The sequence below is a fragment of the Streptomyces caelestis genome (genome assembly GCF_014205255.1).
GTDB lineage: Bacteria > Actinomycetota > Actinomycetes > Streptomycetales > Streptomycetaceae > Streptomyces > Streptomyces caelestis.
The window spans coordinates 2047159-2068098 of record NZ_JACHNE010000001.1; the positions used below are offsets into that span (position 1 = coordinate 2047159).

At 71.6% G+C, this 20940-nt stretch carries 19 protein-coding genes and 1 pseudogene; 5 read left to right on the forward strand and 15 right to left on the reverse strand.

Going from position 1 to position 20940, the window contains the following annotated elements; genetic code table 11:
- Positions 1-28: 28 nt before the first annotated feature.
- The 10 genes from HDA41_RS09245 to HDA41_RS09290 form a co-directional block, all read right to left on the reverse strand.
- A complete protein-coding gene (locus tag HDA41_RS09245) occupies positions 29-1537 on the reverse strand; it encodes a glycoside hydrolase family 43 protein (RefSeq protein ID WP_184982408.1) in 1509 nt (502 codons plus the stop codon).
- The gene (locus tag HDA41_RS09250; protein ID WP_184982410.1) at positions 1534-2382 is read right to left on the reverse strand and encodes a DUF6807 domain-containing protein; all 849 of its coding nucleotides are present in this window, start codon (positions 2380-2382) and stop codon (positions 1534-1536) included. Before HDA41_RS09250 ends, HDA41_RS09245 begins: the two co-directional genes overlap by 4 nt.
- On the reverse strand, positions 2379-3566 hold the full coding sequence (locus HDA41_RS09255) for a Gfo/Idh/MocA family protein (RefSeq protein ID WP_184982412.1): 1188 nt from the start codon (positions 3564-3566) through the stop codon (positions 2379-2381). Before HDA41_RS09255 ends, HDA41_RS09250 begins: the two co-directional genes overlap by 4 nt.
- Positions 3563-4849, reverse strand: coding sequence for a pectate lyase family protein (locus HDA41_RS09260; protein ID WP_184982414.1), 1287 nt, complete (start codon positions 4847-4849; stop codon positions 3563-3565). The genes HDA41_RS09255 and HDA41_RS09260 overlap by 4 nt, the downstream gene beginning before the upstream one ends.
- Positions 4846-5742: a carbohydrate ABC transporter permease gene (locus HDA41_RS09265; protein WP_184982416.1), complete on the reverse strand. Its 897-nt coding sequence runs from the start codon at positions 5740-5742 to the stop codon at positions 4846-4848. Before HDA41_RS09265 ends, HDA41_RS09260 begins: the two co-directional genes overlap by 4 nt.
- The gene (locus tag HDA41_RS09270; RefSeq protein ID WP_184982418.1) at positions 5739-6674 is read right to left on the reverse strand and encodes a carbohydrate ABC transporter permease; all 936 of its coding nucleotides are present in this window, start codon (positions 6672-6674) and stop codon (positions 5739-5741) included. The genes HDA41_RS09265 and HDA41_RS09270 overlap by 4 nt, the downstream gene beginning before the upstream one ends.
- A 121-nt stretch (positions 6675-6795) precedes the next feature.
- Positions 6796-8529 carry an L-arabinonate dehydratase gene (gene araD / locus HDA41_RS09275; RefSeq protein WP_184982420.1) on the reverse strand — a complete coding sequence of 578 codons (1734 nt, stop codon included), beginning with the start codon at positions 8527-8529 and terminating at the stop codon, positions 6796-6798.
- Complete coding sequence (locus tag HDA41_RS09280) at positions 8526-9437, reverse strand: dihydrodipicolinate synthase family protein (RefSeq protein ID WP_184982421.1); 912 nt, start codon at positions 9435-9437, stop codon at positions 8526-8528. Before HDA41_RS09280 ends, araD begins: the two co-directional genes overlap by 4 nt.
- Complete coding sequence (locus HDA41_RS09285) at positions 9434-10093, reverse strand: GntR family transcriptional regulator (protein WP_184982422.1); 660 nt, start codon at positions 10091-10093, stop codon at positions 9434-9436. The genes HDA41_RS09280 and HDA41_RS09285 overlap by 4 nt, the downstream gene beginning before the upstream one ends.
- A gap of 150 nt (positions 10094-10243) precedes the next feature.
- On the reverse strand, positions 10244-10840 hold the full coding sequence (locus tag HDA41_RS09290) for a TIGR03086 family metal-binding protein (RefSeq protein ID WP_184982423.1): 597 nt from the start codon (positions 10838-10840) through the stop codon (positions 10244-10246).
- Between the two features lie 131 nt (positions 10841-10971).
- On the opposite strand from HDA41_RS09290, the gene HDA41_RS09295 reads away from it, so the two are divergent.
- Positions 10972-12213 (forward strand): MFS transporter, encoded by a 1242-nt coding sequence (locus HDA41_RS09295; RefSeq protein WP_184982424.1) that lies wholly within the window; start codon positions 10972-10974, stop codon positions 12211-12213.
- Here HDA41_RS09295 and HDA41_RS09300 read toward each other — a convergent pair.
- Together HDA41_RS09300 and HDA41_RS09305 are read right to left on the reverse strand one after the other, a co-directional pair.
- Positions 12150-13316 (reverse strand): hypothetical protein, encoded by a 1167-nt coding sequence (locus HDA41_RS09300; protein WP_184982425.1) that lies wholly within the window; start codon positions 13314-13316, stop codon positions 12150-12152. The two genes, HDA41_RS09295 and HDA41_RS09300, sit on opposite strands and share 64 nt — an antisense overlap.
- Positions 13313-14254, reverse strand: a complete 942-nt coding sequence (locus HDA41_RS09305) for a 5-dehydro-4-deoxyglucarate dehydratase (protein WP_184982426.1) — start codon at positions 14252-14254, stop codon at positions 13313-13315. Before HDA41_RS09305 ends, HDA41_RS09300 begins: the two co-directional genes overlap by 4 nt.
- Positions 14255-14476: 222 nt before the next feature.
- On the opposite strand from HDA41_RS09305, the gene HDA41_RS09310 reads away from it, so the two are divergent.
- The 4 genes and pseudogenes from HDA41_RS09310 to HDA41_RS09325 all read left to right on the forward strand — a co-directional run bounded on the left by HDA41_RS09310 (position 14477) and on the right by HDA41_RS09325 (position 17745).
- Positions 14477-15286, forward strand: a complete 810-nt coding sequence (locus HDA41_RS09310; RefSeq protein ID WP_184982427.1) for an NAD-dependent epimerase/dehydratase family protein — start codon at positions 14477-14479, stop codon at positions 15284-15286.
- 273 nt (positions 15287-15559) lie between these two features.
- Positions 15560-16177 (forward strand): annotated as a pseudogene (locus tag HDA41_RS09315) (zinc-binding dehydrogenase); the annotation flags it as partial.
- A gap of 73 nt (positions 16178-16250) precedes the next feature.
- A complete protein-coding gene (locus HDA41_RS09320; RefSeq protein ID WP_184982428.1) occupies positions 16251-16472 on the forward strand; it encodes a hypothetical protein in 222 nt (73 codons plus the stop codon).
- 64 nt (positions 16473-16536) lie between these two features.
- A complete protein-coding gene (locus HDA41_RS09325; RefSeq protein ID WP_184993275.1) occupies positions 16537-17745 on the forward strand; it encodes a TerD family protein in 1209 nt (402 codons plus the stop codon).
- 641 nt (positions 17746-18386) lie between these two features.
- Here the strand turns inward: HDA41_RS09325 and HDA41_RS09330 are convergent.
- From HDA41_RS09330 to HDA41_RS09340, 3 genes are all read right to left on the reverse strand, one after another.
- Entirely contained in the window at positions 18387-18962 is a 576-nt protein-coding gene (locus tag HDA41_RS09330; protein ID WP_184982430.1) for a TetR/AcrR family transcriptional regulator, read from the reverse strand.
- 96 nt (positions 18963-19058) lie between these two features.
- Entirely contained in the window at positions 19059-19931 is an 873-nt protein-coding gene (locus tag HDA41_RS09335; protein WP_184982432.1) for a carbohydrate ABC transporter permease, read from the reverse strand.
- On the reverse strand, positions 19921-20940 hold the full coding sequence (locus tag HDA41_RS09340) for a carbohydrate ABC transporter permease (RefSeq protein ID WP_184982434.1): 1020 nt from the start codon (positions 20938-20940) through the stop codon (positions 19921-19923). The genes HDA41_RS09335 and HDA41_RS09340 overlap by 11 nt, the downstream gene beginning before the upstream one ends.

A 20940-nucleotide genomic window follows, 5' to 3' on the forward strand; every position in this document is an offset into this window, starting at 1 on the left:
TCCCAACAGGCGTACGACTTCAGGTGTGTTACGAGGCGCTGATCCGGAACTGGGTGAAGGTGCCCGCGCCGGCGTGTCCCTGGCCGGCGGGCGCGAGGGCGACGAGGCCGAGCAGGGCGCCCACCCAGCGCCACGGGGTGGCGGCGAAGACCGGGCCCGACGGCCGGAAGCCGTCGCCGACGTCGGCCGAGAAGCGGCAGCGGGCGCCCGCGCCGATGTCGATCCGCAGCCGGGCCCGGTCCCCGGGCGCGAGCCGCGGGTGGGCGGCGTCGCGCTCGGCGTCCGCGACCGCCTCGGCGAACCGGTGCACGAGGTGCGCGGTACCGTCCGCGCCCCGCTGGAGGCCGATCCAGCCGAACGCGTCCCCGAGGACCGCGAGACCGGCCCGGGCCCCGGGCTCGTCGCTGTCGAGCCGCAGCTCCACCTCGACCGTGCAGGGCGTGCCGGGCAGCCGCTGGGTGAGCACGTTCGGCAGCTTGCGCAGGTCGTGCGCGTCGGCCGAGCGGACGCAGGTCAGCCGGAGTCCGTCCCCGGAGTGCTGGGTGGCCCAGCCGTCGCCCGGGTTGGCGGTCCACTGCCACTGGCGGCCGTACCGCCCGCCGGGGAAGTCGTCGTCGGTGGCGGGCGCGGCGGGCGGCTGCGGCGGCAGGCCGGGCTTCTTGTGCACGGCGACGGGGGCACCGTTCTCGCCGAGCACCGGCCAGCCGTCCCCACCCCAGCGCATCGGCTGGAGGTGCACGACCCGGCCGTAGGCGCCGCGCTGCTGGAAGTGCAGGAACCAGTCCTCGCCGGACGCGGTGCGCACCCAGCCGCCCTGATGGGGGCCGTTGACGTCGGTGTCCTTCTGCTCCAGGACGATCCGCTCCTCGTACGGCCCGAAGAAGCCGCGCGAGCGGAAGGCGCCCTGCCAGCCGGTCTCCACGCCCCCGGCGGGGGCGAGGATCCAGAACCAGCCGTCGTGCCGGTAGAGCTTGGGTCCTTCGAGGGTGAACCAGCCGGGTATGCGGTCGGCGTCGACGATCACCTTGCCCTCGTCGAGGAGTTCGGTGCCGTCGGGGTGCATGCGGTGCCCGGTGAGGCGGTTCTTGATGCCCGAGCGGGACTTGGCCCAGGCGTGGACCAGATAGGCCTCGCCGGTCTCGTCGTCCCACAGGGGGCACGGGTCGATCAGGCCCTTGCCGGCCTTCAGCAGGTGCGGGCGGGTCCAAGGGCCCCTGATCTCGGGGGCGTTGACCTGGAAGATGCCCTGGTCGGGGTCGCCCCAGAAGATCCAGAAGCGTTCGTCGTGGTACCTGAGGGACGGGGCCCAGACGCCGCAGTCGTGGCGGGGCCTGGCGAACTCCTCCGCCGGTTCCAGGCGTTCGAGCGCGTGGCCGACCAGCGTCCAGTTCACCAGGTCGCGGGAGTGGAGTAAGGGAAGTCCGGGGGCGCGGCCGAAGCTGGAGGCCGTCAGGTAGAAGTCGTCGCCGACACGGACGACGTCCGGGTCGGACCAGTCGGCGTCGAGGATCGGGTTGCGGTAGGTCTCGGTGGTCACGGGCTCACCGCCTTGCGGACGAGGGCCGCCGCGGCGTCCCGGTCGAGGCGGCCGTCGGCGACGACGGTGACCACCCGGCGGACGACGGTCTCGCCCGGGGGGACCGGCAGCCGCTCGCCGTACGCCAGGGAGGAGCCGACGCCCGGGTACTCCTCGGTGCGTACGAACCACGGGTCGCGGCGGGTCTGTTCGGTGGCGCCGGCGAAGACCAGCGTCCAGGTGCCGCCCCTCAGGGCGAGCCAGTCGGCGGGGCGGCCGTGGACCTGCTCCTCGCCCTCGGCCCCGGCCGAGAAGACCTCCGGCGCGGAGGACTCCTTGCGGGCCCGCCAGAAGAAACCGCCGTAGGCCGCGCCCGGTCGCCCGTTGGTCGCGGGGCTGCCGATCGACAGCGGGTCCCGGGTGACGTTGGTGAGGGAGAAGGTGAGGTCCAGCGCCCAGGCCTGGTCGGTGAGTTCGGTGGCCGCGACCGTACGGCGCTCGCGCAGCAGCTCACCGCCCGCGGCGACCCAGCGCAGCTCCTCCACGAAGCCGTCCGGATCGCGCAGCTGGAAGGCGACGTGCCGCTGGGCGCCGTGGTTGTCCAGCTCGGTCGGGCCCTGGTCGCGGACGTAGGTGCGCCCGCCCCAGAAGTTGAACCCCTCGACGTCGGGAACGGCGACACCGACGCCGAGGTGGTGTGCGTGGTCGGCGGGGGTCAGTTCGGTGACCGCCGTGCCGGCCAGGGTGGTGACGGGGTGCAGATACGGGCGCGGGGAGAGCCGGGCCGGCAGCTCGGGCCGGGTGACGTACCGGCCGACCGGCCGTCCCGCGACGCGCAGGACCGCTGTGTCGTTGCTGCTGGTCATCTGGTGCTCACCTCTTTCGACGGGTGCTCCGCGGTCAGCGCCCAGGGGGCGCCGAGCTCGGAGTAGAGGGAGAGGGTGTCGGCGGCGGCCGCGACGAGCCCGTCGATGCCGGGCACCACCCGGCGGTTCTGGCCGGGGACGCGGTGCCAGGCCGACTCCGGCAGCGGTGCCGGGTCGGGGGCCGTGCGGATGGCCTCCACGACCTTCATGAAGGCGCCGGTCTCGTCCGGCGGGACCAGCAGGCCGGCGCCGGTGGTGAGGTGTGCGACGAGGTTCTCCAGCAGGTCGGTGCGGCCGTGCTCGAACTCCTCGGGGCCGTGGCCCGCGCGCTGGAGCAGCACGCGGTCCTGCTTGTACCAGAAGGTGATCCGGCCGGTGCTGCCGTGCACGAGGACGTACGGTTCGTCCGCCCGCTCGGCGCACAGGGTCGCGGCGACGGTCACCGGGTGGCCCTGGGCGGTGCCGATCCGGACGCAGGAGGTGTCGTCGGACTCGATGGCGTTGGCGCGCAGCAGTTCGGTCTCGATGCCGGTGACGTCCTCGGCGCGGGTGCTGCCGCCGAGGGCGAGGGCGGTGGCGACGGCGTGGGCGAGCGGGTTGGTCAGCGCCCCGTCGATCACCTCGACGCCGTTCAGCCGCCGCTTGCCCGCCCAGGGCGCCCGCCGGAAGTAGTCCTCGTCCCGCACCCAGGCTCCGGCCCCGCCGAGTCCGACCAGCCGGCCGATCGCCCCCTCGGCGACCAGCTCGCGGATGGCGGGCACGGCGTGCGAGCCCAGCGACTGGAAGCCGATCTGGCAGACGACACCGGCCGCCGCGACCCCGTCGGCCATGCGGCGGAACTCCGCGTACGAGGGGGCGGGCGGCTTCTCCAGCAGGAGGTGCACGCCCCGCTCGGCCGCTGTGAGCGCGAGGTCGGTGTGGGTGGGGATCGGTGTGCAGATCACGGCGATCCGGGCGCCGGTGGAGTCCAGCAGCGTGCCGAAGTCGGCGGACTGCTCGGGCGTGCCCAGGCCGTCGAGCTCCGCCTCGGTCAGCGGCGTCAGTTCGCAGACGCCGGCCAACCGGACGAGGCCCTGCTGCTGGAGACGGCGGATGTTCTCGACGTGCCAGCGGCCGTGGCCCCGGGCGCCGGCGAGGACGACAGGCAGAGGTGTGGTCATGGAGTCGATCATGCGACCGGTCATGGGATCCTCCCCGCCCCCGCGCCGCGGGCCACCGCCCGGTCGGCCGCGGCGGCGCTGTCGATCCGCCCGTGCAGGGTGGGCGTCCAGCCGACGTCGCCGGTCAGGTCGCGCTCACTGGCCGAGTTGTAGGCGTTGTAGATCATGAGCAGGTCGACCGGAAAGCCGTTGAAGAGCGTGCCGCTCTGGTGCAGGGCGCTGCCGTTCCAGCTCTTGACCAGGTCGGCGACCTCCACATGGCCGGGGGTGTGGAAGGCGTTGTTTTCGGCGTAGATCTTCGACTCGGTGGAGACGCCGAGGGAGTAGCGGTAGTCGTCGCCGGTGATCTCGTAGCGGTTGTTGTAGAGGTGCACCTGGCCGAAGCGCACGCGCGGGGCGCGCTGGACGACCGACTCGAACTCGTTGTGGTGGAGGGTGACCCGGAGCTTTCCGCGGTCGCCGGTGGCGGTGTCGCCGTTGCCGATGAGCATCGCCTTGTCGTGGTCGGCGAACCGGCTCCAGGAGACGGTCACCAGGTCCGAGCCGTTCGTGATGTCCAGCAGTCCGTCGTGGCGCAGGTAGTTGCGGGCGAAGTAGGTGGGCTCCTCGGCGTCCGGGTGTCCCTTGTCGCTCAACGTCACGTGGTCGACCCACACATGGGTGGCGCCGGCCAGCCAGATCGTGTCGTACGCCGTCTTCCAGTCGCCGAGGCCGCCGGTGTTGGGCTGCCAGACGGGGAAGCAGTCGTAGGCGTCGCGGATGTCGAGGTTGCGGATGATCACGTTGTCCGCGTTCCGCACCTGGAGGCTCGCGCCCTTCAGGACGGCCGAGTCGCCGAGCCCGACGATCGTGGTGTTGGAGCCGACGGGCAGCACGACCCGCTCGGCCTGCCGGGCGGCGGAGGCCTGGCGGGCCTCCTCCTGCGGGCCGCTGGGCTTGGCGGCGCCCCAGGTGCGGGGGTCGTAGGCGGCGAGGTACCTCTTCAGGCTGTAGCCGCCGGTGGCGTAGTCGGAGCAGTCCAGACGGTCGCCGTCGTCGTCGGTGTTGGCGTCGATCGTCCCGGCGATCCTGATGATCTTCGGGGTGTCGCTGCCGCCGTCGAGGGCGCGGACCAGTCCGGCCCGGTCGGTGACGGTGTGGACGTGCTCGGCGTCGGCGGCCGCGCCTCCGGTGGTGCCCTCTCCCTCGGAGGCCCAGCCGTCGCCGGCGGGCAGGGTCTCGCGGCCGATGTCCCGTGCCTCGGCGTGAGCGGGGACGCAGAGCACGCCCAACAGTCCTGCGGCAACGGCGAGTTGACGCAGCCTCATCCCTTCACCGCCCCCGCGCTGAACCCGGTGATCAGCCACTTCTGGATGAAGGCGAACACGAGCACGACCGGCACGGCCGCGATGATGCCGCCCGCGGCGAGGGCGCCGAGGTCGACGCTGTCCGCGCTCATCAAAGTGTTCAGGCCGACCGGGATGGTCTGCTTGTCCTGGTTGTTGAGGAACATCAGGGCGAACAGGAAGTGGTTCCAGGAGTGCACGAAGGCGAAGGAGCCGACGGCGATCAGGCCCGGCCGCAGCAGCGGCAGCACGACGATCCGGAAGGCCGTCATGCGGTTGCAGCCGTCCACCCACGCCGCCTCCTCCAGGGAGTACGGCACGTTCTTGATGAAGTTGCTGATCAGGATCATCGACAGCGGCAGCTGGAAGACCGTCTCGGCGAGGATGACACTGCCGAGACTGTTGATCATCTGGAGTTCGGCGAAGATCTCGAACAGCGGGACCAGCAGCAGCGCGCCCGGCACGAACTGGGAGCACAGCAGGGCCAGCATGAACGCCCGCTTGATCTTGAAGTCGAACCGGGCGAGGGCGTAGCCGCCGGCCAGGGCGACGAGGGTCGTCATGACCAGGGTGGCGACACCGACGAGCACGCTGTTGGCGAAGTAGGTGCCGAAGCTGCGCTCCGTCCACACCTTCTCGAAGTGGTCGAAGGTGATCGGCCAGGGCACCAGCGAGGTCGAGCCGGCCGGGCGCAGGGCGAACAGCAGGATCCAGTAGAAGGGGATGAGGGTGAAGACCAGGTAGATCCCCAGGGGCAGGTAGATCTGCCAGCGGGGCGCCTCGTCCCAGGCGCGCCTGCCCTGGGCGGGACGCGGCGGTTCGGGGGCCGTGGGCGCCGGGGCGGGCGCCGCCTTGGTGGCTTCCTTGACGCTCACTTGCTCTCGCCTCCGAACTTGCTCAGCCGCAGATAGACCAACGAGCAGAAGAGCAGGATCACGAACGCGACCGTGGTCAGGGCGGACGCGTAGCCGAAGTTGTGGGCGTCGACCGAGGTGTTGGCGATGTAGAGCGGGAGGGTCGTGGTCTCCCCCGCCGGGCCGCCGCCGGTCAGCGTGTAGAGCAGGTCGACGTTGTTGAACTCCCAGACCGCGCGCAGCAGCGTGGACAGGATGATGGCGTCCTTCAGGTGGGGCAGGGTGATGTGCCAGAACTGCTTGATCCGGCTGGCCCCGTCGACCTCGGCGGCCTCGTAGAGGTCCTTCGAGACGGACTGGAGGTCGGCGAGGATGAGGATCGCGAAGAAGGGCACGCCGCGCCAGAGGTCGGCGACGATCGCCGCCGGGAACACGGTGGAGGTGTCCGACAGCCAGCTGGTGCCGTAGGAGCCGATGCCGATGTCCGCGAGGTAACGGGTGATGCCCGTCTGGGAGTTGTAGAGCAGCACCCAGATCGCGGAGGTCAGCACGCCGGAGACGGCCCACGGGGAGAAGACCATCGCGCGTCCCAGTCCCCGGCCCACGAAGGTCTGGTTGACGATGAGGGCCAGCGCGAGACCGAACAGCAGCTGGAGGCCGACCTCGACGAAGACCCACTTGGCGCTGAAGACGAGGCTGTCCCAGAAGACCGGGTCCTCGGTGAAGGCGTGGACGAAGTTGTCGAAGCCGGCGTATCCGTTCCGCCACGGCTTGGTGGGGTTGTAGTTCTGCAGGCTGTAGTAGAAGACGCTGATGACCGGGTAGGCGATGAAGCCCAGCATGAGCAGGGCGGCCGGTGTGATCAGCAGGTAGGGGAGCCTGCGCGGGGTGGCGGAGGCACGGCGCCGCCGGGGTGGCGCGGGCGGTTTCGCCACGGCTGCGGCTTGGGCCATGACTGTTCTCCGTTTCTCAGTACGTCGTGGTACGTCGTGCTGCGGTGCGTGCGCGGGAAGCGCTTTCTTCCTGTGCAGGGTCGTGCCGGGTCGTGCTGAGGTACCTGGGTGGTGCGGCGGTTCAGCCCGCGTACGGGTCCTGCACCTTGCCCGAGCGGGCCAGGAACTCGAAGTCGCAGCCGGTGTCGGCCTGCGTGATCTGCTCGTTGTAGAGCGCGCCGTAGCCGCGCTCGTACCGGGTGGGCGGCGGCGTCCAGTCCGCCCTGCGCCGCTGAAGCTCCTCGTCGTCCACATGGAGATGGAGGGTGCGGGCCTCGACGTCGAGGGTGATGGAATCACCGGTGCGGACGAGGGCGAGCGGTCCGCCCACGTACGACTCCGGTGCGACGTGCAGCACACAGGCGCCGTAACTCGTGCCGCTCATCCGGGCGTCGGAGATGCGGACCATGTCCCGCACGCCCTGCTTGAGCAGGTAGTCGGGCAGGGGCAGCATCCCGTACTCGGGCATGCCCGGGCCGCCCTTGGGACCGGCGCCCCGCAGCACGAGGACGTGGTCGGGGGTGATGCCGAGCGACGGGTCGTTGATGGTGCGCTGCATGGTCCTGTAGTCGTCGAAGACGACGGCGGGGCCGGTGTGCTTGAGCAGGTGCGGCTCGGCGGAGATGTGCTTGATGACGGCGCCGTCCGGGCAGAGGTTGCCGCGCAGCACGGCGACCCCGCCCTCGGCGGCGACCGGGTTGTCCCGGGTCCGGATGACGTCGTCGTTGTGCACCTGCGCGCCGGCGAGCTGCTCGCGCAGCGTGTCGTACGAGACGGTCGGCCGGTCCAGGTGCAGCAGGTCCGTGATCCGGGAGAGGAACCCGGGCAGGCCGCCCGCGAAGTGGAAGTCCTCCATCAGGTACGTCTGTCCGCCGGGCCGTACGTTGGCCAGCACCGGGACCGTGCGGGCGATGCGGTCGAAGTCGTCGAGGGTGAGCTTGACGCCCGCGCGGCCGGCCATGGCGATCAGGTGGATCACGGCGTTGGTGGAGCCGCCGAGGCCGAGCACGGTCGTCACGGCGTCGTGGAAGGCGTCGGCGGTGAGGATGTCGCTCAGCTTCCGGTCCTTGTGGACCAGTTCGACGATCGTCATACCCGCCCTGGCCGCCATCCGGTCGTGCCCGGAGTCGACGGCCGGGATGCTGGAGGCGCCCGGGACCGTGACGCCGAGCGCCTCGGCGGCGGCGGTCAGGGTGGAGGCCGTGCCCATCGTCATGCAGTGGCCGGGCGAGCGGGCCAGACCGCTCTCCAGCTCCTGCATCTCGCAGTCGCCGATGACCCCGGCGCGCTTGTCGTCCCAGTACTTCCACATGTCGGTGCCGGAACCGAGGACTTCGTTGCGCCAGTGGCCCGGCAGCATGGGACCGGCCGGCACGAACACGGCCGGCAGGTCCGCGCTCGCCGCGCCCATGAGCAGGGCGGGCGTCGACTTGTCGCAGCCGCCCATCAGGACGGCCCCGTCGACCGGGTACGACCGCAGCAGCTCCTCCGTCTCCATGGCGAGCATGTTGCGGTAGAGCATGGGGGTCGGCTTCTGGAAGGTCTCACTCAGGGTCGAGACCGGGAACTCCAGCGGGAAACCGCCCGCCTGCCAGACACCGCGCTTGACCGCCTGGGCGCGGTCCCGGAGGTGCACGTGGCAGGGGTTGATGTCCGACCAGGTGTTGAGGATCGCGATGACCGGCTTGCCGAGGTGCTCCTCGGGCAGGTAGCCGAGCTGGCGGGTACGGGCGCGGTGGCTGAAGGTACGCAGCCCTTCGGTGCCGTACCACTGGTGGCTGCGCAGCTCCTCCGGACGCTTTTCCGGTGTGCTCATATCGACCACCCGGCGGCGATGGCGGCGACCTCGGCTCGCTCGCCCTCGGGCAGCGGCCTGCTCGGCGGGCGGACCTCGCGGCGGCACAGCCCGAGGGAGGCGAGGGCCTCCTTGACGACGGTGACGTTGTTGGCGGAGCCGTTCGCGGCGCGCAGTTCCTCGAAGCGGCGGATCTGCTCCCAGACCTTCATGGCCGCCGGGTAGTCGCCGGAGCGCAGCGCCTCGATCATGTTCAGGGAGACGGCCGGGGCGACGTTGACGAGCCCGGAGGTGAAGCCGGTGGCGCCCGCGGAGAAGTAGGAGGGCGCGTAGGGCTCGGCGAGCCCGGCCACCCACACGAACCGTTCCAGCCCGGCGTCCCGGGCGAAGGCCGCGAACCTGGCGGCGTCCGGGACGGCGTACTTCACGCCGATGACGTTCGGGCAGGCGTCGGCGAGTTCGGCGAGTCGGGCCCCGGTGAGCTGTGCGTTGCGGATGTACGGGACGACGCCCAGCTCGGGCACGGCCTCGGCGACGGCACGGTGATAGTCGACCCAGCCGGCCTGGGAGACGTAGGGGTGGACGGGCTGGTGGACCATCACCATCTGGGCGCCGAGCTCACGGGCGTGCCGGGCGGAGGCGGCGGCGGTCGGGATGTCGTGTCCGACGCCGACCAGGACGACGGCCCGCTCCCCGGCCTCGTCGATCGTCAACTCGGTGACGAGGCGGCGCTCTTCGGGGGTCAGGGCGTAGAACTCGCCGGTGTTGCCGTTCGGGGTGAGCGTCGTGATGCCGCCGTCGAGCAGACGGCGCAGCAGGGCCCGGTAGGTGTCCCGCTCGACGGAGCCGTCCTCGGCGAACGGCGTCACCGGGATCGCCACCACGTCGGCCAGGGCCGCCCGCTGGGTCTCGAACGCCACGCTGCTCATTCCTGACCTTCCTGTTCCAGTCCTGCCTGGGGGAAAGCACGCTCCACGAAGGACGCGATGTGGGCGTGGAGGGCGCGCGCCGCGCCGTCGGCGTCGCCGTCGAGGGCGAGGCGGAGGATCTCGCGGTGCTCGTCGGCCTCCCGCTCCCAGGAGGGCGAGGCCGCCCACGCGACGGCGGAGACGAGGGCGGCCTGGTCGCGGACCTCGTCGAGCATCCGGCCGAGCAGCGGGTTGCCGCACGGCAGGTACAGGGCGCGGTGGAACTCCCGGTTGGCCAGGGAGCGTTCGGCGGTGTCGGTGGCGACGTCGGCCCTGGTCAGCGCAGACCGGGCGACGTCCAGGGAAGCTCCGCGCCGCACGGTGCGCCGCAGCGCCTCGGGCTCCAGCAGCAGCCGCACGTCGTAGACCTCGCGCGCCATGTCCGCGTCCACCATGCGCACCGTGACGCCCTTGTACTGGCTCATCACGACCAGCCCGGTCCCGGCGAGGGTCTTGAGCGCCTCGCGCACCGGGGTCTTGGACACCCCGAACTGCGCGGCGAGCTCGGTCTCGACCAGCGCCTGGCCCGGCGTCAACTGCCCGGTGAGGATGCGGTGTTTGATCCCCTCCAGCACGTACTGCGTGCGGGAGGGGATCGGCGTGGGCACAGAGGTCATGCGCGCCTCTCGGATCTCGCGTCCCGAAGGATCGCGTATCGGATCTCGCGTATCGCGTCTCATATATGACGTACGAAGTACGACGCGATGACGGTAGGAGGGCGCGTTTGTTTCGTCAATGCTTCTGACGCAAGAAACAGCAATCGCTTTCTACGACCTGGGCTTCCACCCCGGATCCCGCCCGCTCAGTCCCACGGCCCGGTCCAGCAAGGACGCCTCGGGCTCTGTGGGGACGACCGGGCCGAAGATCTCGCCCCGGCTGGGGTCGTCGACGCTCGCGGCGAGGAAGTCGTGGCAGATCCGGAGCGCGGCCGGGTCGGGGGCGTACTCCTGGCCGGTCGCGCGGGCCAGGTCCCAGCCGTGGATCACCAGCTCGTCGGTGGCGACGAGCCCCGCGATCTCGCCGGGCAGGCCGACGCCGCCGGCCCGGGTCATGCCGGTCCAGGCGGCCGGGTCGCGCCAGACCTCGGCCAGTTCGGCGAGGACCTTGGGCAGCTCCTCGCGCCAGCCGGGCCCGACGTCCGGGCGCGCGGAGTTCGGGCTGGTGTCGGTGGTGAGGCCGAGGTCCTTGCGGCCGGCGTCACGGAAGGCGAGGGTCAGCCCGACCAGGTGGCCCAGCAGGTTGCGCACGGCGTACTCGGGACAGGGCGTCGGGTCCGCCAGTTGCTCGTCGGTGACGCCTTCGACCAGGCGCGCCAGGAGCGCCGTCTGCGGTCCGAGGTCGAGGGTCGGGGTGGTGTCGGTCATCCGCTGCTCCTCCTGCTGTGGTTCCTGGGAGGTAGACCGACAGCGACCGGGGAACTCATCGCCCGGCCGCCCGTTTTCCACGGCACGTTCCCGATCCCTGCTCACGGGCCTTAGAGCCACGATGACCAGGCATGACGACCAGAACGACGACCTGGCCCCTGGTGCGTGTCCTGCGCGAGCGCGACGCCGGGCTCTGTCTCTCCGGAGTGGTGGTCTCCGGCTTCGGCACGTCGGCGCTGTGGCTGGCGTCCGGCGTGTGGGTCAAGGACCTCACCGGCTCGGACGGCCTGGCCGCGCTGTGCCTGCTCGCCATGTGGCTGCCGACCCTGGCCGGACCGCTGCTGGGCATCCTCGCCGACCGGGGCCGCCGCAAACCGCTGCTGATCGGCGTGAACCTGCTGCTGGGCGCCCTCCTGCTCACCCTCGTGAGCGTCGACTCCCCGGGTGGCCTGTGGCTGCTGTACGCCGTGCTGTTCGTATACGGCGCGGCGGGCGTCGTCCACGACGCGGCCGAGTCGGCCCTGGTCGCGACCGCCGTCGGCCCGTCCCTGCTCGGCGACTTCAACGGTCTGCGCATGACGGCCGCCGAGGGCATGAAACTCCTGGCCCCGCTGGCGGGCGCGGGCCTGTACGCGGCGTACGGCGGCGCGAGCGTCGCTCTCCTGGACGCGGCGACGTTCGTCCTGGCCACGGGCCTGTACGCGTTACTCCGGGTGCGGGAGGAGAAGCCGGCGCCACCCACCGGCAGCCGCCGGCAGCGGACCGCCGAGGGCGCCCGCCACCTGTGGGCGCACCCCGTGCTGCGCCCCTTGGTCCTGGCGGGCGGCGCCACCATGCTGTGCGCCGGCCTGAACGGGGCGATGGTCTACGCCGTCGTCGACGGCCTCGGGCACTCCCCCGCGTACGCCGGTGTGCTGTACGCCGTGCAGGGCGCCGGGTCGGTCGCGGTCGGCCTGCTCTCCGGCACCGCCCTGCGCCGCCTGGGCGAGCGGCGCTTCGCGGCGTACGGCATCGCCCTGCTGGCCGTCGCGGTGGCCCTGCGGGCGGTGCCGTCCGACCCGCTGGCGCTGGTGTGCGGCGCGGCGATCGGAGCGGGGTTGCCCGCGGTGCTGATCGCCACGCTGACGTCCGTGCAGCGCGAGACGCCGGGCCCGCTGCTGGGCCGGGTCACCGCCACCGCCAACACGCTGGTCTACGCCCCGAACGTGGCCGGGCTGGCCGCCGGGGCGGCCCTGGTCGAGCTGGTGAGCCACCGGCTGGTGCTGGTGGCCCTGGGCGTGGCCCTGCTGGTGACGGCGGTGCCGCTGTTTCAGCGCCCGGCGAGGACGGAGCGGACCGTCTCCAGGTCGCCGTCGGACGCCAACCCGGCGTGATACAGCCGCAGTTCGGTGGCGCCGAGCCGCCGTGCCTCGGACGCGTCGGCGGCGAGGGTGCCGGGGCTGCCGCCCATCCCGGAGACTACGGTGAAGTTGGCGGCGATGACGGCGCCCTCCTTGCCCTGCCGGGCGAACGGCGTCAGGGTGCCGGTGCCGCCCGCGCAGGGAACGACCACCCCGTCCGCGACGGACAGGATGTGCGCCGGGTCGACCCCCGGGTTCGCACCGACGTGGTAGGACACCGGGTCCGCGTGCAGCAGGACCTGGAAGCCGTCGGGCGCGGCCGCCCGGACCGCCGCCACGGCCTCCTCCTGGAGCGTGCGGGCGGTCGCGTCGCGGTACGCGCGCGTGGTGTTCGCGAGCGTCTCGCCGAGGAGCTTCTCGACGCCCGTCCAGCCTCCGTCGGAGGGTGTCACCCCCTGCCACACCGGCTCCAGCGCGGTCCGTACGGCGGCGGCCAGCACGTCGGCGTCCAGGCCGTGCCGGCCGTAGCCCTCCCGGCAGGACGGGCAGAAGCACAGCGCCATCAGGTACTGCCCGGCGTCGCCGAGGCCGACGCCGCCGGTCTTGTCGTGGGCGTGCAGATGCTGCAGGCCGTACCAGCCGAGGGACTCCAGCTCGGTCCCGCGCGCCCCGGGCCGTACGGCCGCCTCCGCCGCCAGGCCGGTCAGGTACGCGCGCGTGGCGGGCTGCGCGATGCAGGGCGCCCAGGGGTAGCGGTCGCCGTAGGCGTTGACGACCGAGGTGTCCGGGTGCTCGGCGCCCAGGCGGGAGTTGTGCGCGAGGACGACCCAGGTGTGCACCTCCAGGCCGGCGTCCGCGAGCGCGGCGGCGGCCTCGCCGAAGGCGTCCCCGGGGGCCCAGTCACCAGCCGCGTAGGGGCGCAGCTCCCGCCCGTCCCAGCGGTCGCCCGGCGGGTACAGCACGGCGGCGTGCTCGGCGGTGACGACGCGGTGGCGCGGGTGGCGGGGCGTGAGCGCGCGCGTGGAGTGGTAGGCGGCGGCGAGCGTCACCTGTTCCACGCCGAGCGCGGCGATCCGCGCGGGTGCCTCCGGGTCCCCGTTGACGTCCCAGGGGTAGACGAATGCCGACGCCTTCACTTGGCCTCCTCAAGCAGCGCGTAGCCACGCTCGATCACTTCGGCGAGCTGCTTGACATGATCCTCGGTCGGCTCGTGCAGCGGGGGGCGTACCTCCCCCACGTCCAGTCCGCGCAGCCGTACGCCGGCCTTGACCAGGGCGACGGCGTAGCCGCGGCCCTGAGCGCGCAGTTCCACGAAGGGGCGGTAGAAGCCGTCCAGCAGCTTCGCCACCAAGGTGTCGTCGCCGCCGCGGAGCGCCTGGTGGAAGGCGAGGGCGATCTCGGGCGCGAAACAGAACACGGCGGACGAGTAGAGCGTGACGCCGAGGGCTCGGTAGGCGAGCTGGGTCTGTTCGGCGGTCGGCAGGCCGTTGAAGTAGAGGAAGTCGCCGGGGACCTCGGAGCGTACGGCGCTGACGATGCGCTGCATGAGGTCGAGGTCGCCGAGCCCGTCCTTGAGGCCGATGATCCCGTCCGTGCGGGCGAGTCCGACGACGGTCTCCGGGGTGAAGACCGCGTTGTCGCGCTGGTAGACGACCACGGGCAGGGAGGTCGCGGCGGCGACCTCCCGGTAGTGCCGCAGCAGCCCCTCCTGCCCGGCGACGACGAGGTACGGCGGCATCGCGAGCAGCCCGTCCGCCCCGGCCGCCTCGGCGAGGCGGGCGTAGCGCACGGCGAGCGCCGTGCCGTACCCGGCGCCCGCGACGACCGGCACGCGCCCCTCGGCCGCCTCGACGGCCACCCGGACGCACCGGTCGAACTCCTCGGGCGTCAGCGCGTGGAACTCGCCGGTGCCGCAGCAGGCGAACACGGCGGCCGCTCCGGCCTCGACCCCGCGGCGTACGTGCGTGCGGTAGGTGTCGAGGTCCACGGAGCCGTCGGGGCCGTAGGCGGTGACCGGGAAGAACAGCGGTCCGCTGGGGATGTTGAGTCGAGCGGCGAGAGGGGCTGACGTCACGAGCTCTCCCGGTTCCATATTCATGATTGCCGTCTACATTTCTGAACGGCACCACGCTAAAGCGCCGCCTCGGCGCGGGTCAAGCGCGCGAACCCGTGACGCACCAGCGGATTCGCTCCTTCCGCGGCATACTTGACGCGCTCCACTCCAGATCCTTAGCGTGTCCACGCTTATGAATGCCGTGCACTCATGTGCACGGCAGGAGATTCAAGGAGACCGAGGATGCCCGCTCCCCGCACCGTCCTGCTCACCGGCGCCGCCGGCGGCCTCGGCACCCTGATGCGGGACCTGCTTCCGGACTACGGCTACGAGCTGCGGCTGCTCGACCTGCGTCCGGTCGAGGGCGCGCCGGACGCGATCACCGCCGACCTCGCCGACCAGGACGCCGTGCGCGAGGCGGTCCGCGGCGTCGACGCGATCATCCATCTCGCGGGCATCTCTCTGGAAGCCCCGTTCGAGAAGATCCTCAAGGCGAACATCGAGGGCACCTACCACCTGTACGAGGCCGCCCGCGAGGAGGGCGTCGGCCGGATCGTCTTCGCCTCCTCCAACCACGCCGTCGGCTACACCCCGCGCCCCCAGGGCGACGATCCCCTGATCCCGGTCGACACGCCCCGCCGTCCGGACACCTTCTACGGCCTGTCCAAGTGCTTCGGGGAGGACCTCGCGCAGCTCTACTGGGACAAGCACGGCCTGGAGACGGTCTCGGTGCGGATCGGCTCCTGCTTCCCCGAGCCGACCAGCGTGCGCATGCTCTCGGTGTGGATGAGCCCCGCCGACGGCGCCCGCCTCTTCCACGCGGCCCTGACCGCCGAGCACGTCGGCCACACCGTCGTCCACGGCTCCTCCGCCAACACCCGGCTGTGGTGGGACCTCACCACCGCCCGGGCGCTCGGCTACGAGCCGCAGGACGACTCCGAGCCGTGGGCCGAGAAGCTCATCGCCGAGCAGGGCGAGCTGGACCCGGAGAACGAGGCGCACGCCTACCTGGGCGGCCACTTCGTGACGGACCCGCCGATCTGGCCGTACTGACCGGAAAGAGTCGTCGCGAGAGGGCGGGCGGGCGGGCACCGAACGGGCCGGCCCGCCGTGGCATTCGGGCAGCCCTCAAGCCGGACTGCCGCATGCCCGGATACGGCATGGCAACGCCCCCAAGGGGCGCGGGGAACTGCGCGACCGGCCACAACCCACCCGCGGACACCACACGAGCGCGCCGCCCGAGTCCTGGGTCCGCCCCGGGCACAGACAAGACCGAACGGGCGCACAGCGGGCAGCATCACCCCCGCAACAGACCTGGTAACCGCCTCGAACTGCGTGAAGCTCCCCGAGCACGTCCGCACGCAGGACGCGGCCCTGGTGGAGCCCCTCTCCTGCGCGGTACGCGGCTACGACGTGCTCCGGTCCCGCCTCGGCGCGCACGTCCTGATCTACGGCTCCGGCACGATGGGCCTGATGATGCTGGAGCTGGCGAAGCGCACGGGCGCGGCGAGCGTGGACGTCGTCGACGTGAACCCGGCCCGACTGGAGACGGCCCGCCGTCTCGGCGTCTCGGCGTCGGCCGCGGGCCCGGACGAACTGGACCGCCCGCAGGGCTGGGACCTGGTCGTCGACGCCACGGGCAACGCGGCGGCGATCCAGGACGGCCTGGACCGGGTGGCGAAGGCCGGCACGTTCCTCCAGTTCGGCGTGGGCGACTACGCGACCCGCGTGACGATCGACCCCTACCGCATTTACAACCAGGAGATCACCATCACCGGCTCGATGGCGGTGCTGCACAGCTTCGAGCGGGCGGCGGAGCTGTTCGCGAACGGGGTCCTGGACCCCGAGATCTTCATCAGCGACCGGATCCCGCTGGAGCGGTACCCGGAGGCGCTGGAGCAGTTCGCGGCGGGAGTCGGCCGCAAGATCGTGGTCGTACCGTAGGGATCGGTCCGCTGCGGGCGGGGGCGGCCGAAATTCGCTGGGGCGCCTGCCCTCGCCCCCGTACGCTCGCGGCATGCCACGACCCCACGGATTCGCCTACGAGCAGCACGCGGGCGGCACCGTCCGCATCACCCACCACGGCCGCCCCGCCACCGTGCTGAACGGCCCCCGGGCCGAGCAGTTCATGGCCGAGGTCGAGTCCTCCGACCCCCAGCTCGTCATGGCCCGCTGGACCGGAAACTACAAGCGGGGCAACGAGCGCACCGCCCGCGGCCACCTCCGCAACCGCCGCTGACCCGAATGGGGGCTAGGTAAGGGAACGGCAAAACCGCCTCGCTCGTTCACCCGGCATGACAGCTATGACCCCCGGCTCGAACATCCCCCTGTCCGCCACCCGCGTGACGGTCGACGTCGCCGCCCCGGTGCGGCTCGACGTATCGGGCCTGCTGCTCACCGCCGACGGCAAGGTGCGCTCCGACGACGACTTCATCTTCTACAACCAGCCGTCGGGCCCGGGCGTGACATACCGCTCCGGCGGCGGCACCACGCCCGACGCGATCGTGGTCGACACGACGGCCGTGCCGCCCGGCATCGAGAAGATCGTCGTCACAGCGAGCCCGGACGCCGCGGGCCAGACCTTCCGGGGCATCGAACCGACGGCCACGATCCGCAACGCGGACGACAGCTCCGTCCTGGCCTCGTTCACGCCCCCGCAGCTCGGCGACGAGACAGCCCTGGTGATCGTGGAGATCTACCTGCGCAACGGCCAGTGGAAGGCCCGAGCCGTCGGCCAGGGCTACGCCAACGGCCTGGCGGGCATCGCCACGGACTTCGGTGTCTCGGTGGAGGAGCCGGCCGCCCCGGCCCAGCAGCCGGTGACCCCGCCGCCGGCCCCGGCGCAGCCGCCGGTGGCCGCGCCGGCCCCGCCCGTCACCACGCCCGCGGCGCCCCCGGCTCCCGCCACGCCTCCGCCGCCCGCACCCGGCGCCGGGAAGATCAACCTCGACAAGGGCCGCGTCAGCCTCCAGAAGAACCAGACCGTCTCCCTGATGAAGGGCGGCCGCCCCCTGCTCTCCCAGGTCAAGATGGGCCTCGGCTGGGAGCCGGCGTACCGCGGCAAGGACATCGACCTGGACGCCTCGGTCATCGCCTACGGGCCGCAGCGCAACCACATCGACAGCTGCTACTTCGGCAAGCTGTCCATCGTCGGCGGTGCGATCAAGCACTCCGGCGACAACCTCACGGGTGAGGGCGGCGGTGACGACGAGGTGATCGTGGTCGACCTCGGCCGCCTCCCGCAGGGGGTGACCGGCCTGGTCTTCACGGTCAACTCCTTCTCCGGCCAGAAGTTCACCGAGGTCGCCAAGGCCTACTGCCGCCTCCTGGACGCCACGACCGGCGAGGAACTGGTCCGCTTCGACCTCACCAGCGCCGAGCCGCAGACAGGCGTGATGATGGCCAAGCTGATCCGCCAGTTCTCCGGCGAGTGGGAGATGACGGCGATCGGCGACTTCGTGAAGTCCCGCACGGTCAGGGGAATGGTGAAGCCGGCAGCCCAGACCCTTTAGCGACACGCAGACGACGCCTCAGCGACGCCCCCGGCCCAGCCCCATCCCCACGCGCCGGCTGCCGGGGGCACGCGACGCGTCCTGCCCCGCCGACGACAACGCGGGACCACTCAGCTCACAACGCCCCCCCCCGACTCGGCCGGGTGAGGCCATACCCGCCATACCCGCCATACCCGCCATACCCGCCATACCCGCCATACCCGCCATACCCGCCATACCCGCCAACACAGCGGTCCCCGGCCCCAAGCCTCCACGCACACGTCAGCAGCCAAGACCGCGAGGCCCGCACCCAGCCCACGCGTCCGCCGCGCCATGACCACGAAGCCCGGGCCCTCCACACCAACACGTGCGTGCCGCAAGGCCGCCGCACCGCCCCGTGCCCCGAGGCCCCACACGCGCCACGCCGCCACAGCCCTTCGCGGCCATGCCCCGAGCCCGCAGCGACCACACGCGCCCGCCGCGGCCAAGACCACGAAACCCGCAGCAACCCACGCGTTCAACCACGGCCAAGACCGCAAGGCCGCGGCTCTCCACACCAACACCAACACCAACACCAACACCAACACCAACACCAACACCAACACCAACCGGACGCGTGCCCGCAAAGAGGCCGCCGCACCACCCCCGTAATCCGCCGCCCCTCACTCACCCCCCGGCCGCAGGCCCTCCGTCAGCAGCGTCAGATACCGCCGGATGTGCCCGCCCTCTCCGTCCGCCAGCTCCGCCGCCGTCGACACGCCGTGTGCCAGCCGCAGTACGTCGATCGGGTCGACGTCCCGGCGGAGCGTGCCCTCCTCCTGTGCTGCCCGGACCAGGCGCCCCGCCGCACGCTTCACCGAGTCGCCGCAGGCGGTGGCCACGGTCGAGTCGCTCTGTGTGACGGCCGGGCCCAGCAAGGCGCTGAGGCCGCGCATCTGGACCATTCCGGCGCCCAGTTCGTACAGCCACTCCGCCAGCGCCTGGCCCGGGGCGAGTTCGGCCGCGAGTTCGTCGGCCCGGGCCGCGATCGCCTCGATCCGGTCGAGGTAGGCGGCCTCCAGCAGCGCGTGCCGGTTCGGGAAATGCCGGTAGAGCGTGCCGGAGCCGACCCCTGCCCGCTTGGCGATGTCGTCGAGCGACGCGCCTTCCCCGTGCTCGGCGAAGGCCTCCGCGGCCACCTTCAGCAACCGCTCGTAGTTGCGTCGAGCATCCGCCCGCATGGGCCTGACCTGCGCCATGCAGCCACTCCTCACGAACCGGGGACTCACGAACCGGGGGCCCTCTCCGCACCTTATCCAGAACGTCGGCGGGCGGAGGTCCGCGCACCCGCCGCCTCACATCTTCATCGCCCCGGCCGCCAGATCCCGCAGGAAGTGCCGTGCCCCGACCAGGAACACGACGATCAGCGGGATGACGCTCATCAGCGCGCCGGCCATGACCAGCGAGTAGTCGGTGTTGTAGAGGATGTTGAGATTCGCCAGGGCGACCTGGAGGGTGACCCTGTCGGGGTCGATCATGACGACCAGGGGCCAGATGTAGTCGTTCCAGAGGCCGATGAACGTGAAGATGCCGAGGAAGGCGAGGGCCGGCCGGAACAGCGGCAGGGCGACCGTCCAGTAGAGGCGGAAGAAGCCGGCGCCGTCGATCCGCCCGGCGTCCAGCAGCTCGTCCGGCAGCGAGTTCTGGGCGTACTGGCGCATCCAGAAGATGCCGAAGGCGTTCGCCGCGCCGGGAATGATCAGCGCCTTCAGGGATCCGGCCCAGCCGAACTCGGCCATGGTCACGAACTGCGGCACCAGGGAGAGCTGCGCGGGGATCATGTACGTCACCAGCAGCATGCCGAAGAGGAACTTCTTCGCCGGGAACTCGTACTTGGCGAAGGCGAACGCGGCGAGCGAGTCGAAGAACAGCACCAGCACGGTCCCGAGCACGGCGACGACGACGGTGTTGAACAGCGAGCCGAAGAAGTCGACGGTGTCGAGCACCCGCCCCATGTTGTCCAGCAGATGCGGCCCCGGCACCAGCTTGGGCGGGTACCGGTAGATGTCCTGCGTGGTGCCGGAGGCCAGCACCACGAGCCAGTAGAAGGGGAACAGCGAGACCAGCACACCCAGCAGCAGCACCGCCCGGACGCAAGTGCGGCTGAGCCTGCTGCCCGAGCCGATGGCCAGGCCCGCGCTCCCGGTCGGCCTCTCGTCAGCGGCCATCGCGTGCCCCCCTGCGGCGCAGCAGACCGGCGATGCCGGGCCGGCGGTCGTCGTCCGAGCCGGCGACCAGGCGCCAGTTGACGATGGTGAAGACGGCGATGATGGCGAAGAGGACCCAGCCCATGGCGGCGCCGTAGCCGAACTGGTGCTCCTTGAAGGCCTTCTGCCACAGATAGAGCACGATGGTCATCCCTTCCTGGCCCGGCCCGCCCGTGGTTCCGACGTCGGTCGACTGGAAGAGCACCTGGGACTCGGTGAAGATCTGCAGGCCGTTGATGGTGGAGGTGACGGCGGCGAAGAGCACCACCGGCCGCAGCTGCGGCAGTACGACCCGGAAGAGGGTCTGCCTGCTGTTCGCGCCGTCGACGCGGGCGGCCTCGAAGTGCTCGGTGGGGATGGCCTGGAGGCCCGCCAGGAAGATCAGCGCGTTGTAGCCGACCCACCGCCAGATGATCATGATGGAGACGGACGACTTGATGCCCCACTCGGAGGACAGCCAGCCCACTCCGTCCAGCCCGATCACCCGCAGCGCCGAGTTGGCGAGGCCCGCCTGGGCGAAGACCGAGCCGAAGACGACGGTCATGGCGACCATCGAGGTGACGTTGGGAATGAAGTACGCCACCCGGTAGGCCCCGGCGAAGCGGACCTGCGAGTGCAGCAGGAACGCGAGCACCAGGGCCAGGAACAGCATCGGCACCGTGGACAGGAACCAGATCTCGAAGGTGTTGAGCACCGCGTGCCAGAACACCGAGTCCTGGAGCAGCCAGCCGTACTGCTTGAGCCCGACGTAGCGCATGTCGCCGATGCCGTCCCAGTCCTGGAAGGACAGGTAGACGGAGAAGACGATCGGGAAGGCGCCGAAGACGGCGAACAGCACGTAGAACGGGGAGATGGCGAGCAGGGGCGGGAAGTGACGCCTGCGCCCGCCGGGGGTGGTGGATCGCGTACGGCCGGCCGGCTGCTTCTCGTTCGCCGCCGGCGCGCCGGCCGGGTCGAGGACGGTCGCCAT

What these genes read in the sequence shown, in the direction of transcription:
- HDA41_RS09250 (WP_184982410.1), bottom strand. Translation starts at nt 2,382, where the DNA reads ATGACCAGCAGCAACGACACAGCGGTCCTGCGCGTCGCGGGACGGCCG.
- HDA41_RS09255 (WP_184982412.1), bottom strand. Translation starts at nt 3,566, where the DNA reads ATGACCGGTCGCATGATCGACTCCATGACCACACCTCTGCCTGTCGTC.
- HDA41_RS09260 (WP_184982414.1), bottom strand. Translation starts at nt 4,849, where the DNA reads ATGAGGCTGCGTCAACTCGCCGTTGCCGCAGGACTGTTGGGCGTGCTC.
- HDA41_RS09270 (WP_184982418.1), bottom strand. Translation starts at nt 6,674, where the DNA reads ATGGCCCAAGCCGCAGCCGTGGCGAAACCGCCCGCGCCACCCCGGCGG.
- araD (WP_184982420.1), bottom strand. Translation starts at nt 8,529, where the DNA reads ATGAGCACACCGGAAAAGCGTCCGGAGGAGCTGCGCAGCCACCAGTGG.
- HDA41_RS09280 (WP_184982421.1), bottom strand. Translation starts at nt 9,437, where the DNA reads ATGAGCAGCGTGGCGTTCGAGACCCAGCGGGCGGCCCTGGCCGACGTG.
- HDA41_RS09285 (WP_184982422.1), bottom strand. Translation starts at nt 10,093, where the DNA reads ATGACCTCTGTGCCCACGCCGATCCCCTCCCGCACGCAGTACGTGCTG.
- HDA41_RS09290 (WP_184982423.1), bottom strand. Translation starts at nt 10,840, where the DNA reads ATGACCGACACCACCCCGACCCTCGACCTCGGACCGCAGACGGCGCTC.
- HDA41_RS09295 (WP_184982424.1), top strand. Translation starts at nt 10,972, where the DNA reads ATGACGACCAGAACGACGACCTGGCCCCTGGTGCGTGTCCTGCGCGAG.
- HDA41_RS09310 (WP_184982427.1), top strand. Translation starts at nt 14,477, where the DNA reads ATGCCCGCTCCCCGCACCGTCCTGCTCACCGGCGCCGCCGGCGGCCTC.
- HDA41_RS09320 (WP_184982428.1), top strand. Translation starts at nt 16,251, where the DNA reads ATGCCACGACCCCACGGATTCGCCTACGAGCAGCACGCGGGCGGCACC.
- HDA41_RS09325 (WP_184993275.1), top strand. Translation starts at nt 16,537, where the DNA reads ATGACCCCCGGCTCGAACATCCCCCTGTCCGCCACCCGCGTGACGGTC.
- HDA41_RS09330 (WP_184982430.1), bottom strand. Translation starts at nt 18,962, where the DNA reads ATGGCGCAGGTCAGGCCCATGCGGGCGGATGCTCGACGCAACTACGAG.
- HDA41_RS09335 (WP_184982432.1), bottom strand. Translation starts at nt 19,931, where the DNA reads ATGGCCGCTGACGAGAGGCCGACCGGGAGCGCGGGCCTGGCCATCGGC.
- HDA41_RS09340 (WP_184982434.1), bottom strand. Translation starts at nt 20,940, where the DNA reads ATGGCGACCGTCCTCGACCCGGCCGGCGCGCCGGCGGCGAACGAGAAG.